Origin of the sequence: Nostoc sp. JL23 (assembly GCF_017115065.1) — a bacterium.
Classification (GTDB): Bacteria; Cyanobacteriota; Cyanobacteriia; order Cyanobacteriales; family Nostocaceae; genus Nostoc; species Nostoc punctiforme_A.
This window is the reverse complement of the sequence record NZ_JABXKN010000090.1, coordinates 12915-29160: the sequence shown is the minus strand read 5'-3', so window position 1 is coordinate 29160 and position 16246 is coordinate 12915. Positions and strand designations below refer to the sequence as shown.

Here is a 16246-nt window from a genome sequence, read left to right as displayed (position 1 = left end):
GCATTGGGCATTGGGAATTGGGAATTGGGAAGAGACAGAGGAATTCTCGCCATGCCCTCTTCAGCTGATTTCTACCTGATAGCTAAAGCAAAATGCATAATTAGTAGGAGGTGGCAACCTCCTGCGTTGGAGAACTGTCTCATCTTAAAGTAGTAGGCGCCATAATCCAGAGCGTCAATTAGATACTAGTGTGATTAGATGATCAGCATGAAATTCCAACTTTATTTAGGCTCTTTATTTTCCCAGATTAAAGTACGTTATTGGTGGGTAAGTATCTTTTTATGGATAGCTTTGGTTGCCCCAGCCCAAGCGTCTGTAATCTTACGCGTGGCAATTGAGAGGGGCGTTAATCAGGTAAAAGTGGGTAGTTCCACCACTGGCATCGTTAAGGATAGTACTGGGCGGACTCTTGGACAGTTGCCAGCAATGAGCGCATATTATGCCCAAGCCGTTCCTGGCGGAGTTGCTTTAGATAAGTGGCAGTCTGGTTTATTTTGGATTGAGCCAACTGGCAAAGGATTTGTTTATATTGGCGATCGCTGGTATCGAGGCAGAACTCTGGTTGTCCCCACAGAAAAAGGCTTAACTGCTGTTAATTGGGTTGATGACCAAGAATATCTCTACAGCGTTCTCGGTGGCGAAATGGATGCTAGCTGGCCCCAAGAAGCTTTAAAAGCCCAAGCGATCGCAGCCCGCACTTACGCTCTCTACGAACGAGAAAAACAACGGAATAATCCCGTTTATGATTTAGGCAATACCCCTGATCGCTGGCAAATTTACAAAGGTGTCATCAGTGAATCTCCTGCTACTTACGCCGCGGTGGATTCTACTCTAGGGCAGGTACTAACTTACAAAAATCGGATTATTCTCTCAGTCTTCCACGCTTGTTCTGGGGGACACACTGAAAACGTAGAAGATGTTTGGGGAAGTAGCGAACCTTATCTACGTGCTGTTCAAGACTACGATCAAAATATCCGCGAGTGTAATTGGGTGAAAACCTTCTCGCCCAGTGAAATTAGCGCTAAATTTCCAGAGGTGGGCAGTGTGACGGCGATGATTCCAGAGACATACTCACCTTTCCGCAGTGTTAAAGTTTTAAAAATTGTCGGCAACAAAGGCACGAAGGTGCTACAGGGCGAGGAAGTGCGAACAGCCCTCAAGTTAAAAAGTACCAAATTTAGCGTCACCAAGGGCGCTGATGGTAGTTTTGTACTGCAAGGGCTTGGCTATGGTCATGCTTTAGGCATGAGTCAGTGGGGGGCGTACAATCTGGCTCGGCAAGGAGTGAACCACCTGCAAATTTTGGGACATTATTATCAAGGTGTAGCTCTAACACCAATTCAGGCGAAGTAATCAGGGATTGGGCATTGGGGACTGATTTAATTCTTCTCCCCCTGCCCCTCTGCCCCTCTGCTCCCCTTCCCCTCTGCTCCCTATTCCCCACTCCCCCGTTCTAAGCGCCGTTGCCATTCAGCATCAATTTTTGCAGAACGCTCAACTTCCTGGTCGAGTAAATCAGTTTCGCTAGAATACACTAAATCTTCGTTGCCAATGACTTTTTCTGTTGCAAATTGTTGGGCATAGTTGATTTTTTGTTGCAAAAGTGCATCAGGATTTGCCAATAGCCTTGCTCTGGAAAGGCGATCGCAACCGCGATCGCCTATTTTGCGATTACGCCACTGAATCCAGAAATAACGCAATAACGGGATGCCTAAGAAACCTGCTCCGTAAGCCAATAGCAGCCAATAAATTCCTTGTACAAAAGCTACCAGTCCACCTAACTGGACAGCAACAGTTCCATCTCTCAATAAACTTCCCAGTACTAAAGCACCAACAAAATTTAGTATCCCTAACCCAGCACTCAGCATAATTTGCCCGGAACTTGCGGCACTAAAACGCCAGGGAAATTCCTCCAAGTGATCTGATATTGCATAACGGCGCTTTTTAACTGCACTCACTTGCAATTCTGGGAAGTAATAAACAATTTGACCTTCTGGACTTACCCCTGGTTGCCCATTAAATCGCGTCAGAACGGGCAGCATATAATCTTCGTACTCTCTTGTGTATCCTTCGCCAATGTCATCCAAATATGGGGCAATTTGTTCTGCTACCACTGCACCACGGTTACTCCGAATCACCGTAGCAATCTCTTGCCAGCGACGTTCTTCTAAGTTGGCGTTAGGATTACCATCGCCAAATAAAAACGAAAACACAGCTTCAAAGAAATTCAGATTACTTTCTTCTTGCCTTTCACGTCGCCGTTCCTGGTAGTGGGTGTCATAATTTGGGCTAAGATACCAAAATAAATTTGGAAAATAGAAGAAGCCCCCACCGCCGGAATTACTGCCCCGATTGTCGCCGTCACGGTCTGAATTGATAGAGGTAATGATAACGAAGATGGTAATAGTTATCAGGGCGATGGAAACAGTTAAGAAAATTCCAAAAGAAATACGAATCAGGTAAAACAGAACACTCCAGACTTTTTTCCACCATTCCTGCAATCGTAGTCGGAAGTATTTATTACGCAAAATTGCTCGAAAATTTTGTGGAAAAAGGAAAACTATATCACCTGAATCCGCTACCTGTAAATGTCCGCCAGCATCAGATGCCAGGGCTAACAAGCTTTGATTAGCTTCAGCGACGTTCAATCCTGCCTGAGTTGCCACATCACCAACGGTGACACGGTAGCCCAGTTGTTCCACAGCTTGCATGATGGTGGGACTGGGAGCCATTGCTCTCCCCTCCTATTGAAAATTATTCCTTTTCTTAAGTATAAAGTTTTATTTTGAGCGACTTAGCAGGGGTAGAGGTAAGAATTCAAAATTCAAAGTGTTGACGTTCGGTCTTACACTCTTTAATTGACTAGACAATCAACAAATGATCGGACACGCAAAATGATATAATTACTTGCCTCAGATTGGTTAAATCAGCAAATTTTCTGCTCAAATATGGTTCAATATACTCTCGCTCAAAGCCCAGAAATTATCCTTACTGTTTCTGGAAAAGATTCAGCCAAAGCCCGTGATAAAGCAATGGATCAGTTAATGGAACTGATGGATGCAGGTAAGTTACCCACAGAACTGGAAGAAGGATTTGGCCCTCAACAATTAATTGAGGTAAAAGAGTCAACTATTGATACTGCTAGTGGTGAGGATAGTATTACCCAAGCTGTCCAGATTCTGAGTAACTTGGCTACGCTCAAGCTGAAAGTTCAGGAATCACAAGCTGAAGCGTTGGAAATTCGCAAAGCTGTTGATGTGCTGTTTACTGATGACTCGGTGACAGAAGAGGAAATTACTCGACTCAAGGAAGGTTTTAAAGTTCTCAAAAATTTTGCCCAAGCTAATGTGCGTTACCAAGAAGCGCGAGCTAAAGCAGAACTAGCTCGGAAGACTCTAGATCAAGCTCTCAAATCTCCTGACAAGTAACATTTACAGAATTATATGCATTGAGACACATCTTAAAAATGCAATTAAAAAATCTAAAGACAGACTATAATGCCTGTCTTTAGATTAACTGGGGCGCTAGGATTCGAACCCAGGGATGGCGAGACCAAAACCCGCTGCCTTACCACTTGGCGACGCCCCAACAATTTCACTATAGCTAATATAACACTTAGTCCGGGGTTAATGTCAAGTACTTTAATAGTTGATTTTAGATAATGCATTTTTACAGCAGGACATTGATTGGTGGGAATCTTGGCAGTTTACTTGTTTCATCATTTTGAGGTGAACCCTTGCATCTTCGGGCTTCAGGTATAAAATTATTTTTCGAGCATCTAAAACCTGTTTTCCTTGATGATGAACTGCTTAGAGTCTGTCTTACCTATTTATTTTTCTTTAATCCCCAGCCTCGTGAAGGAAGACCGCTGCAATCCGACTTGATGATAGTAGTTGCTTAGTAGCCAGCCATATAAAGAGTGGAATCGTCTTCGCATAGCGGCCGCAAAGTCGGCGTGGTTCTTGAATCCATCGATACAGCCATTCAAGCCCTAAGTCTCGAACTATGCGGGGTGCCCGCTTATGAATTCCGGCATAAACTGGGAAAACTCCACCCAGTCCAATCATTACAGCTTGTATCTTGCCCTTATGTTGAGCTATCCAATTTTCTTGTTTGGGACATCCCAATGACACTAAAACAGCACTAGCGCCACTAGAGTTAATCTTTTGAACCAAGGCTTCGTCTTCAATTTCAGTTAGGGGACGAAAGGGTAGGGGTTCCATTGCCGCAATCTTTATCTGCGGAAATTCCTTCTCTAACCTGTTTTGCATCCTAGACAGAATTTCTGTTTGAGAACCTACAAAGAAAATGCTCAGATTTTGTGTTTGAGTTAGCTGACACAATGCGAGAAAAATATCCATCCCTGCCACACGGTCTTGGTAAAGCGCTCCCATTTTTCGCATCATCCACACCAGAGGCATACCATCAGGAGTAACTACATCTGCATTTCGCAATACGGTGGCAAATTCTGGATTCCAATGGGCTTCAATGAGCATGTGTACATTGGCTACATATACAGTTTTACTCTCACGCCTACTCGCCCACTTCAGTATTGTTTGTATCTGCTCGTCAAACCGTAAAGCAGTAATAGGAAAATCAAGCACTTTTTTAGTAGGTAGAAGCACTCTCGCCACCATCAATAACTCCTGTATCCAATAAAACAATTCATAGATTACCTAGACCAATCCAAATTATTTAATATTCGGATTGGATGACTCATGACTTTTTGTAGGCTTGTGTCATTGTTGGAAGTTAACACGTGGAGGTGCAATTGCCTTTTTAGTATACTTTTGGCTTAATCGGTAATACTATAATTATTTGCTGTTGTGTCCTAGCTTACTGTTTTATGTTAAGGATTTCAGACACTGCTTGACAAAATTCATACTTCCTTCATAATTAATTTTTAGTTAGTTCATCCAAGCATTACAATTGCGATAAATTCTTAGAGAGATGCTGCACCACAAGTAGTATATACTACTTAATACTTGAGTAGGTAATGTAAAATGCTAGCCACTTAGTCTGCCGTTTTTATACGTAAATATGCGCTTAAGAGGTTGAATTAAAATTAGTATATTTTAATGGTTAATAATTTTTTATTATGATTTCCAAATTTATTACAGACAGATTTAATTTACTCTCTGTATTGAAAAATCTCTAAATTTTATTTTTTTCTGAAATAAAAGCCCAAAAAATAAGGGAAAGATAAATTTATCTTTCCCTGCTCTTTCATTTTTGTTATTGTCTGGCTTGTTACTTTCTTTAAGTCTTTGGCGTAACATTTGCCTTTGTTTTTTCAGTTGACGCTTCCTAGCAGAACCGCCTCTACCTTTATCATTTCTGCCTTCTTTACGGGGAGATTCCCATCTTTTCAGGCGCATAAGTTTTAACCTCTTTATCACTGCTTTGGTAGTGGGCAGGAGGAGAATCGAACTCCTATGACCGTAAGGCCGCCACATTTTGAGTGTGGTGCGTCTACCAATTCCGCCACCCGCCCTTATATCTAACCTTAACTAGTATACTCTAAATAAAGAGATTTTGTAACAAGTCTGAAAATTATTTCTCAAAGTTTTGCTGGAATCAAATTTTTAACAGTTTTCCGGCTTAAAGGCGTGGCAGGGTCAATAAACTAGGGTCAATATCCTGTATTTTGGCACAGCCGCTAAGGGCCATTCCCAAATTTAACTCATCTTGTAGCAGTGAGATGACATGAGATACGCCGATTTGTCCTGCTACCGCTAGTCCCCACAAAATAGGTCGTCCGATTAGTACTGCTTTTGCTCCTAATGCCAGGGCTTTGAGAATGTCTGTGCCTCTACGAATGCCTCCATCTAACACCACTTCTACTTTACTATCCACTGCGGCTACTATTTCAGCGAGGGCATCTAAAGAAGCGATCGCACCATCAAGTTGTCTGCCACCATGATTAGAAACAACAATTGCTTTGGCTCCATATTCTACAGCCCGCACAGCATCATCTGGGCGTAAAACTCCTTTGATAACTAAAGGTAGTGGAGATAAAGACTGCAACCATTCCAAATCGTCCCAAGTGACTGCTGGGTTTAGCTGTTGGGCAAAGTAGGTAAATAATCCAGATTCACCTTTTTCATGGTAAATATCTAGTCCTGAGATACTAGCAAGATTAGCCAGATGTAAGTCTTGGGGTAAGGCAAACTCATTACGTCTATCTCTCTCGCGCTGTCCGAGAACGGGTGCATCTACAGTTAGACAAAGTGCTTTGTAGCTTGCTTTATAGGCTTTTTCTACCAAAGCACGAGTTAATCCCCGGTCTTTATGGATGTAAAGCTGGAACCACCGCAGAGAATCGGGAAACTGATTACATGCAGTCGCCACTTCTTCAATGCTCTTTGTTGCCATTGTACTTAACACCATACCCACACCAGCTGATGCAGCAGCTAAAGCCGTGGCAACTTCTCCGTCTGGATGGGCTAGACATTGAAAGGCCATCGGTGCAATTAACAAAGGTAGTTGTAGAGGTTGTCCTAAAATGGAGGTACTTAGATTGCGATCGCTCACATCGACTAATATCCGAGGTCGCAGCTTGACTCGCTCAAAGGCAGCACGATTATCTCGCAATGTGATTTCGTCCCAAGCGCCACTGCTGTAGTAATCAAGTGTCGTTTGAGATAAATATTCTTTTGCTAGCTTTTCGTACTCAAAAAGGTTGATGGGTTGAAAGCGATCGTCAGTGGATAAGTCGGTAGACATAATTAAATCTAAGATAAAACTTTTGTTCGTACTGAGCGATTATCGCTCTGCATAAGATTTTAAATGGCTAGAGTCGCTGACTACGATTATTCATTGTCACGAAGAAGGGTGTAGGGTGCAGGGAAGACAGCATTGGTCGTAGCTCTGAAACCCAGACCTTTGCAATCGTTTTAAAAAACGGGGCTTGTATCCCACGATGACAGTTGGAGCTAATTATCCCCCACACCCCACACCCAAACCTGCAACCCCGCCCAACGGGGCTTGGTCAAGGCTTTCAAATGTATTTATTTTTACTTAGTTAGCGATCGCTCAACAAAATTATGTGCCGAGGCGTTGCTCTAACAGCATAAAGATTGCTCCCAAAAAAAGACCTCTGGCGCCAAGCAGAGGTCTTTCCGTTTCAGAACGTTGTAAAATTCATAAGCAACGTAAAACGCTGATATGGTTAATTTAATGGCTTCTGTGCCATGAACACAAAAACAGCAACCCGATTGTCAATCCCATACTGACCATTATTATTACTCATATACCGAAAATGCGTAGGCGCAGCCCGCCGCAGGCATCGCCAACATTTAGGTACAGACCTAGAAATCTAATGCTGCGACCAAAACTTCATCATACACAAGGTTTTAGGAGAACTTTTCCCAGGATTGGGCAACTAATTGGCTTAACCAGCGACGTTGTTGCTGATCCAGCAGTGGATCGTCTGCTAACAACTGAGCGGTTAACTCTTCCAAAGATTGACCCTGAGCGCGGACAATTTTAATGACTCCAGCGATCGCACTGGCAACTAATTCTTCATCAATCGGCTGTTGTCGTAGGGCAATAATTTCTTGGGGACTGTCTGGAATGGGATAATTCATGGCGTGGGTTTACAGAAATACAAAATGAACAATAAATTTGACAAACTCTTAAAATTTCTTCACTGAATCTTTATGAAACTAATAGGGCGGAGTTTACCTTACTTTGTGCCTTAAGAAAATCTGTCTTAGTGAGTAGATTGATGGGAGATGTCAGGAAAAGATGAAAGAAATCCTTTATTTAGAAGTTCCAACTCCAGAAACAGAAACTGTGCGTAGTTGGTTACAAACAGATTTTGAACCTGGAAATGGAGAAAAAGTGCTTACCTCGGAAGGCTTTCGCCTTCAACTAGCCAGTGCTACTACACCTACTGGAGTGAGTTTTTCCGAAAACTTGCCTACAGAACTTTCAGTATTTGTCTGGTCGGTGCAACGAACTACCTATCTGAAAGTGTTTCGCTGGGCAGAACAACCCTTTCCCAGTGAAAGACAAATTCTGCAACGTTTGACCAAGGAAATCAGAAGCCGTTTTCCGCATCATTACCCAGAACCACCAGCAATTGATTTATCCCAGCAATCAATATTTGCCGCACTAGGCTCTACTTACCCCCTTACCGTCAAGTATTTTCAGAAAATGCCCAACGGTGAATATGACCTAACTCGTGCCTATTGGTGGGAAAAACGATGGCGCGAAGGGGTGCGGAATCCGCAGCAGCCGCGTCAAGTAGTGTTTTCGCAGGGGAGCGGGGGAGCGGGGGAGCAGAGGAGCAGGGAAGTAGGGGAGCAGGGGAGCAGGGGAGAAGTTGCAGGAAGTCTTTCCCCTCTGCCCCTCTGCCCCTCTGCCCCTCTACCTCTTGTGTCCCATACCGAGTACGACATCATCTATATTGGTGGCGCATTAGGGGCAATCCATGCAGCACTGATGGCAAAACTCGGATATAAAGTCTTGCTGGTGGAACGAATGCCCTTTGGGCGGATGAACCGAGAATGGAATATTTCGCGCGACGAGATTCAAAGCTTAGTTAACTTGGGTTTAGTCACCCCCGCTGAGTTAGAAACCATCATTGCCAGGGAATACAAAGATGGATTCAATAAGTTTTTTGATGCTAATAATCCAGCCAAACTGCGATCGCCCGTCCTCCACACACCCACAGTCCTAAATTTAGGCTTGGATTCCGAAAAATGGCTCCAAATGTGTGGGCAAAAACTGCAAGCGGCAGGCGGTGAAATTTGGGATGAAACAGAATTTATCCGTGCAGATATTGATATATCACAGGTAGTTTTGCAAGTCAAGCACTTGCCCAGTCAAATTGAGAAACAAGTAAGTGGACGACTGCTAATAGATGCAATGGGAACTGCCTCACCCATCGCTTGGCAATTAAACGGTGGTCGTGCCTTTGATAGTGTGTGTCCGACGGTGGGAGCGGCAATTGAGAGCGGATTTGAGCCGGGAGTATGGGATTCCCAATATGGGGACGTTCTTTACAGTCATGGAGATATTTCGCGGGGAAGGCAGTTGATTTGGGAATTGTTTCCCGCAGCAGATGAGGAACTGACGATTTATTTATTTCATTACCACGAAGTCAATGCTGAAAATCCTGGTTCCTTACTGGAAATGTACGAGGACTTTTTCACAATTTTGCCAGAGTATCGCAGGTGCGATATGGACAAATTAGTGTGGAAGAAGCCGACATTTGGGTATATACCAGGGCATTTTAGTGTGGGAAGTCGCGATCGCACAGTTGCCTTCGATCGATTGATTGCGATCGGTGATGCGGCATCACTCCAATCTCCCCTCGTTTTCACCGGTTTTGGTTCCCTAGTTCGCAACCTAGAGCGCTTAACAACGCTGTTGGATACTGCCCTCAAACATGACTTGTTGAGTTTCCGCCACCTGAACCAAATTCGCGCCTACCAAAGCAACGTTTCCGTGACTTGGCTATTTTCCAAAGGGATGATGGTACCCACAGGGAAATTTTTACCACCGCAGCGGATTAACTCCATGCTCAACACCTTCTTTGGGCTGTTAGCAGACGAACCGCCAGAGGTGGCAGATAACTTCATCAAAGATCGGTGTGATTGGTTAACCTTTAACCGCCTAGCACTCAAAGCTGCTAGAAAAAATCCTGCCTTGCTTTTATGGATTTGGGAACTTGCTGGTCCTAGAGATTTAGGGCGATGGCTTGGTAGTTATTTCAACTTTGGTCGTCATGCCCTGATTAGTGCTTTACTAAGTCCGTGGTTTGGGCGCTTCTTAAACCGGGTAGGTTTTTGGCTAGAACCTCGTAATCCAGGCTTGTGGCTGTGGTTATTGGCAATTAATTATGCGATCGCCACAGGCAAACCGCGATCGCCCAGTCAGGTGGCAAAATCCAACCCAGAAGCCATAATTCCGAAGTCAGAAGCAAGAATTCTGAATTAGTCATTAGTCATTGGTCATTAGTATTAGACAAATGACTAATGACAACTAATTCCTAACTCTTAGGGCGAAAATTCGGCAGTTCTACAGATGCCAATGACTTACGCCCCTTGGGTGGACGCTGGGGATAAACTACTGGTGAAGGTGAATTGTCATCATTGGTGTTATCACCTAATGAGTCTGAGGAAAAATCACTTGCTGACAATTCCAACTGTGTCAATTGTGAAACTTCTGACCAGTAGTCTTCAGTTTCTCCAACAGGCGTTTCGGTGTGAGATGGAGTGGAGGAAACCGATAAGTTATTGGCTGGTGAAAGCACAGAATCCATTCTCCAAGAAGTAGAGGTAGTTGCAGGAGGATTAATTTCTGCTTCCAAATGTCCCTCCTGTGGATTTTCTAGTTCCTTATCGTCTTCTAAAATTGTTGCTAAAGTCTCCCAAATAGGGGCATCACTAACATCCGCTTTCGCAGTAGGTGGTGGTGATGTAGATGCAGGCTGGGAGGTGAAAAACATTTGGATTAGACTATCTAATTGCTGATCTAAATTTGACGAACCCGAAGGTGAAACCACTTCAGTTGTATCTGGAGAATCATCAACTTCTGGAGATGGCGCGGGTTGTGTTGGCGTTGGGGTGTCTTTCTTAACTGTCCAATTCCAAGGAGATGATGGCGGCGTTGCAGAGCCTTCATTTCTTTGGAATGGGATTGGTGCTGAGGGTTCACCCCAAGAATTATCTAGATCGTTACTCAGGGATTCTTCTTCTGCTGACCAAGGTTGAATTGGCTGTGCGTTAGGAAATAAAGACCGAGCTTTTCTAGAAAATCTTCCTTGGCTACTAGTTATATCTTTAGGATGTTTTGCAGCATCCTCTAAGGAGTCATAGCTAGGAACCGAGGTATCTAGACATTTTTCCAAAGCTGCTTTGAATTGCAGCGTCTGGCGTTGTTGTCGCATCAGTCTAGTACGTAACTCCCGACAAACATTTTCGGACTGCAATAGCTGCTGAGATTGTTCGTTGTTATTAGTGTGTAGCAACGTACATTCTCGCTCTAACTGGGCCAGGCGTTGTTGGCTAATTTGTAACTGTGCTTTATAAGTATCAGTGAAAATTTCCTGACGTTGAACAGTTTGTACAGCAGTTTCTAATTGTTGAAATAAAGACTTTATCTGTTCTTGAGCCGCAGCTAATTCCTGAGTGTGTTGGTTGAGCATCGACTCACTAACGCTAGAACGCGTTTTCTGCCACTGCAAAACCTTTTCTGACTCAGCTAGGTTGTCTTTTAGCTGCTCCACTTGTGCATACAAATTATTATTAGCCGCACGTAATTCTTCGTTCAATGCCAGCAGGTTCTGAAATTCCGAGTCAATAAGTGCTTGTTTGCCGCTTTCAGGCTCTGCAACCCAGTCCTGCTGGGCGGTATCTCGTGAAAATTGTGTATCTTCAGCTGGCATGAGGAGTGGCAGTTTTTTAACTGTCATATTGTCATTAGGCACAACTGAGTAAAAGGGACAACTCGCCTGTTCTGATTGTGGCGAATTAGCAGAATTTAGGGATTCCATCACAGCCCCCTTGTTTGAGGTGTCAGCTTCATTCATCACTCTTGACTCACCTGCTTAAAAATATTCAGCAGCGCTGGCATTAGCATTGCTTATAAACTCTGTCTAATCAGGGTTTGCTCTAGAAGCTAAGTTTAACTCTCTCCAAGCACCAGCAATTAATCATCAATTGGTGTTCCCCATTTTGTATCTAGACTGATGCCGTTATAACACTATGATGCTCTGCTCCGTCAAGAAGAGGTAGAAGGGGAACTCTGGCCGCCTTTGAGGATAGGTGGGAGAGAGGAGAAACCCGATACGTTAAAAATTAAACTGTATTGGCTAGCTGATGAAGTTTTTTGCATGAAAAAACTGCCTCACCCTATACTTTATTTTTTATAATCACATCTGTCTTAAGAGATAAATTATGATTGTCTTCGGAAATACATTTTGTAATGCCTTATTTAGTACTTAAATATAGATGTCCGTACAAGTATCTACTCTTCAATGATAATTCTCTAATCCTAAGCGATCGCTATTTAATGTCAGCAAACAACTAAGCGCTTTCGCTATCACTGCAATGTTAAGAGATCCTGAATAATACGAGTAAATACTTATAAAATGTTTCTGAAGAAGTAACAATATCTCTAAGTAAAATAATAAAACTTTTTTAAAGAGTAATCTCAACTTAGTGAGGGTTTTTTTCTCGATAAATACATTGCCAGTAAGCAATTATAGGTTTTATTAGTCATAAGCTTTTCGATCAACTTATCTTCAATACGTCAAGTTTGTTTAATGACTAGAATAAAATCGTTTAAAGTATACTTAGCTACTTAATAACATTATTTACATAGTATATTGATTTACAACAAAAATATCTAAATTAAGTATTAACACGGCTATCATTTTTAATTATTTTATTAAAGAATAATTGTAGTAACCGAGTTTTCTACTAGGAATAAAGTAATTATAAAGACCACAGTTACTGACTACTAAAAAGTGTTGTGGCAGTTAGGCTTTTCAAAAAAATCAAAATTTAAAATCGGGGTGCTAAAGATGAGTGATGTACTTGCAATGGGCGCAAATATCAAGCAAGAGACTGCTAAGTTACCGCTGTTTATAGAAAATTGTGACAGCTTTTGGGACAAAGAAATCAGACCGTTATTTACAGATGAGTCTCTATCGTTCAAGGTGAAAACTCTTAACGGAAATTATGTCAAGTACGTCAACTTGGATAATGGAGCTACAACCACACCCTTTGCAACCCTCAAGCAGTACGTGAACGAAATGCTTGACACCTATGGCAGCGTACATCGAGGTTCTGGGCAAAAATCCATCATCACTACACGAGAATATGACGCTAGTCGGAACATTATTCGGGATTTTGTCGGGTCATCTTCAGACAACTATGTAATCTTTGCGAAGAATACAACAGAAGCAATTAATGGAGCTGCCACACTTTGGGCAAAAAAACCTGGGAAAATCTTAGTGTCTGATATTGAGCATTCATCTAACCTGCTGCCTTGGGTTACTAGAGACGAAGTTGTGCAGTACAGAACGCAGCCCGATGGAAGTGTAAATGTCGCAGAAATTGAAGATATTTTCAAAGCACACCAAAATCTCCCCGAAGCCGAGCAAATTAAGTTAGTAACTATTACAGGTGCTTCGACAATTACAGGTTACAGACCCCCAATTTACGAAATTGCAGCTTTAGCACATCGGTATGGTGCGAAGATATTTGCCGACGTGTGTCAGTTAATTCAGCATGAACGAGTTGATATGCGTGCTGATGATGACCCATGTCATTTAGATTTTGTAGCTTTCTCTGGACACAAGATGTATGCTCCTTATGGAACGGGGGTTTTGCTGGGGCCAAAGGAATTTTTTGATAGTTCCTACCCTTATCAAATTGGGGGTGGAAACCTGCCTTATATCACCAGAAATCTAGAGATCAAGCGTTTTTATACAGAACGGGCCCATGACCCCGGAACACCAAACGCAATGGGTGCGATCGCTATTGCCAAGGCGATTGAAATTATCGAAGCAGTAGGGCGCGATCGCATTGCTCAGTATGAACACTCTCTAGTTGAATTCACATATACACGGCTTGGGCTAATTTCTGGTGTCAAAATACATATTCCTGGAGATAACTTAGCCCATGTTATTCCCTTTGATATTGATGGATTTGACGGACGCTTAGTAGCAGAAATTCTGGCACAAGAATATGGCATTGGCGTTCGGGCTGGGGCTTTCTGCACTTATGAATATATTCGCAAACTCAAGAATGTTTCAGACGAGCAAGACTGTGAGATTGCTCAGGAAGTAGATAGAGGAATCACACGTAACATTCCTAGTATTATCCGAGCCAGCTTTGCTGTATATAATACATTAGAAGATTGTGATCGCTTTATAAATGCGATCGCTCAAATAGCTAAAAACGGATTGGCTCACTATTTGCCCAACTACACACAAGATCAGATAACTGGTGTTTGGACAGCGATAAACAGCTAGTTTTTTCAGGGCATTGAAAGAAGCAGAGGTGCAGAGGGGCAGATGGGCAGAGGGAAAAGACTTACTGCAACTTCTTTCCTACTCCTTCATTCTCTGTTTCTTAATTACGAATTACAAATTACAAGGGGGTAATAGCTTGAGCGATGAAAACCTCTTTGACCAGGAGGATTATTTACAAGCACGGGTTGAACAGTGCATTTGGCAAAAAAGTACAGATGCGGGTATTTCGCGGCAGCGCTTTCTGAAAATACTAGCTACTATGGTTGGCGCCACAGCCATCGCGGAGTTAGCTAAACCTGCGCCTGCTCACAGTCAGACAGCTATTAAAACTAAAGGCAGCAAAATACTTAAGCCATTGCCACCAGGGTACATCTCTCACAGCAAAGGCACATTAGAGATGAACTGGGAAGCTATGTATGGGCGTGGCTATTTAGTACCAAATGATTGGTTCTATGTTCACAACCGCAGCGCACCACCGACCTTTGACCCATCTACATGGCGTTTGCAAATTCATGGAACTGGCGTTTCTGCACCTTGCGAATTTACCTACGATCAAATCATCGCCATGCCATCCATCTCAGTCACTTGCGCTATTGAGTGTGCTGCTAATGGTCGGCGCTTCTTTGAAGAAGCTTACAACACACCACTCCCTGGAACACCTTGGAGACTTGGGGCTATTGGTGTGGCTGAGTGGACTGGTGTACCACTTGCTATGTTATTAGAACGAGCTGGATTGAAATCCACAGCAAAAGATGTACTCGTTGAGGGTGCAGATGTGGATTCGTTGGACTCAAAGAAGACAAATAAATCCAAGTTCAGCAGTGTAGTTCCAATTAGCAAAGCATTAGCAGATAACTCGCTTGTCGTCTACGCAATGAACGGAGAACCATTACCTCCAGATCATGGTCAGCCGTGCCGTATCTTATTCCCTGGTTGGGGAGGAAACGCCAACGTTAAATGGATTGAGCGAATTGAGGTTTCTGAAACACCGATATATACGCAGTGGGTAACGGAGCAAATGGTGCTAGTTGGTGCAGATTACCCAGCGATCGCACCATATAAAGGTAAGCTGATTACCTACCAAAATGTTAAGAGCGCTTTTGAGTTGGCTTGGCCAGCTACGCTTTCGGCTAAAACCCACTTACTACGTGGACGTTCTTGGTCTGGGAAAGGAAAAATTATCCGTGTAGAAATAAGTCTAGATGGCGGCAAAACTTGGCAATTTGCACGACTGAGAGAACCAAATTTTCCATTTGCGTGGGTACGCTGGGACATTGAATGGAACCCGCTTCCTGGGGAATATTTTCTCCAGGCTCGTGCTACTGACAATTTAGGTAATACACAACCGACTACAGTTCCGTGGAATGACTCTGGATTGCTTTACGGAGGTGTTGTTAGCCATCCAGTGACAGTACAAGGTTAATCACACCAAGTCAGTTATCTAGAAAAAGAATTATTTATGATTGATTTTAGTTGGTTGATTTTAGTGAGTGGGGGTTTAATATCTGGAGTCATAGCTGGACTTTTAGGAATAGGTGGCGGTATTATCACAATTCCTCTTTTAGTCACACTAGGTTATACTCCCGTTCAGGCGATCGCTACTAGTAGCCTTGCTATTGTGATTACTTCAATCTCTGGAAGTTTGCAAAATTGGTGGATGGGTTACTTTGACTTTAAACGAGTAATTTATTTAGGAATCCCAGCTTTTTTAACTACTGGAATAGGTGTATATTTTGCCAATAAAATTCCATCTTATATAATACTATTTACATTTGGCATCATACTACTTGCTAATATCTATCTGATTGAGCTTCGCAAGCAACTGTCCTTCCAGGAAAAAGAGGATATAGCCCCAATATTCAACCCATTAGTTTCTAAAATTGGCACTGGGGGCGCAGCAGGAATTTTAGCAGGTTTATTCGGCTTAGGTGGTGGTACGATTATGGTGCCGCTGCAAATGTTATTACTGGGAGAAGAAATTAAAGTAGCAATTCAAACTAGTTTGGGCGTAATTGTCATCACTGGTTTAGCTGCCTGCACAGGACACACATTAGAGGGAAATATTCTGTTTGTTCAAGGTATAGTTTTGGGATGTGGCGGTCTTTTAGGCGTTCAGATGAGTACTCGCACATTGCCAAAATTACCAGATAATACCGTTAGTTTAGTGCTTCGTATGTTCTTAGGAATACTATCAATCTATATTTTTTGGGAAGCTTGGACAAATTATCAACAAATAATTACTAATTTATAATT

At 42.8% G+C, this 16246-nt stretch carries 12 protein-coding genes and 2 tRNA genes; 6 read left to right on the top strand and 8 right to left on the bottom strand.

Translation table 11 applies throughout. The features are described from left to right. Positions 1-207: 207 nt before the first annotated feature. Positions 208-1353, top strand: a complete 1146-nt coding sequence (locus HWQ42_RS17615; protein WP_292814427.1) for a SpoIID/LytB domain-containing protein — start codon at positions 208-210, stop codon at positions 1351-1353. 80 nt (positions 1354-1433) lie between these two features. On the opposite strand, the gene HWQ42_RS17610 is transcribed toward HWQ42_RS17615, so the two are convergent. Further along, a complete protein-coding gene (locus HWQ42_RS17610; RefSeq protein WP_292814424.1) occupies positions 1434-2732 on the bottom strand; it encodes a hypothetical protein in 1299 nt (432 codons plus the stop codon). Positions 2733-2948: 216 nt separating this feature from the next. Here HWQ42_RS17610 and HWQ42_RS17605 point away from each other — a divergent pair, with 216 nt between their 5' ends. After that, the gene (locus HWQ42_RS17605) at positions 2949-3428 is read left to right on the top strand and encodes a hypothetical protein (RefSeq protein ID WP_292814421.1); all 480 of its coding nucleotides are present in this window, start codon (positions 2949-2951) and stop codon (positions 3426-3428) included. Between the two features lie 88 nt (positions 3429-3516). On the opposite strand, the gene HWQ42_RS17600 is transcribed toward HWQ42_RS17605, so the two are convergent. The 6 genes from HWQ42_RS17600 to HWQ42_RS17575 form a co-directional block, all read right to left on the bottom strand. Then, positions 3517-3588, bottom strand: a tRNA-Gln gene (locus HWQ42_RS17600). 251 nt (positions 3589-3839) lie between these two features. Beyond that, a complete protein-coding gene (locus HWQ42_RS17595; RefSeq protein ID WP_292740354.1) occupies positions 3840-4637 on the bottom strand; it encodes a WecB/TagA/CpsF family glycosyltransferase in 798 nt (265 codons plus the stop codon). Between the two features lie 489 nt (positions 4638-5126). After that, complete coding sequence (locus HWQ42_RS17590; protein ID WP_292740353.1) at positions 5127-5378, bottom strand: hypothetical protein; 252 nt, start codon at positions 5376-5378, stop codon at positions 5127-5129. Between the two features lie 32 nt (positions 5379-5410). Beyond that, positions 5411-5494, bottom strand: a tRNA-Leu gene (locus HWQ42_RS17585). Between the two features lie 107 nt (positions 5495-5601). Continuing rightward, positions 5602-6726: an alpha-hydroxy acid oxidase gene (locus HWQ42_RS17580; protein ID WP_292814419.1), complete on the bottom strand. Its 1125-nt coding sequence runs from the start codon at positions 6724-6726 to the stop codon at positions 5602-5604. Between the two features lie 629 nt (positions 6727-7355). Then, positions 7356-7589: a hypothetical protein gene (locus HWQ42_RS17575; protein ID WP_094349603.1), complete on the bottom strand. Its 234-nt coding sequence runs from the start codon at positions 7587-7589 to the stop codon at positions 7356-7358. A gap of 160 nt (positions 7590-7749) precedes the next feature. Here HWQ42_RS17575 and HWQ42_RS17570 point away from each other — a divergent pair, with 160 nt between their 5' ends. Then, positions 7750-9948 carry a flavin-dependent dehydrogenase gene (locus HWQ42_RS17570; RefSeq protein ID WP_292814415.1) on the top strand — a complete coding sequence of 733 codons (2199 nt, stop codon included), beginning with the start codon at positions 7750-7752 and terminating at the stop codon, positions 9946-9948. Positions 9949-10000: 52 nt separating this feature from the next. Here HWQ42_RS17570 and HWQ42_RS17565 read toward each other — a convergent pair whose 3' ends face one another. Then, entirely contained in the window at positions 10001-11542 is a 1542-nt protein-coding gene (locus HWQ42_RS17565) for a hypothetical protein (protein WP_292814413.1), read from the bottom strand. A gap of 996 nt (positions 11543-12538) precedes the next feature. Between HWQ42_RS17565 and HWQ42_RS17560 the strand changes: the two genes are divergently transcribed. From HWQ42_RS17560 to HWQ42_RS17550, 3 genes are all read left to right on the top strand, one after another. Then, the gene (locus HWQ42_RS17560) at positions 12539-13993 is read left to right on the top strand and encodes an aminotransferase class V-fold PLP-dependent enzyme (RefSeq protein ID WP_292814410.1); all 1455 of its coding nucleotides are present in this window, start codon (positions 12539-12541) and stop codon (positions 13991-13993) included. 136 nt (positions 13994-14129) lie between these two features. Then, a complete protein-coding gene (locus HWQ42_RS17555; protein WP_292814408.1) occupies positions 14130-15416 on the top strand; it encodes a sulfite oxidase in 1287 nt (428 codons plus the stop codon). 36 nt (positions 15417-15452) lie between these two features. After that, positions 15453-16244, top strand: a complete 792-nt coding sequence (locus HWQ42_RS17550; RefSeq protein ID WP_292814405.1) for a sulfite exporter TauE/SafE family protein — start codon at positions 15453-15455, stop codon at positions 16242-16244. The last annotated feature ends 2 nt before the right edge of the window (positions 16245-16246 follow it).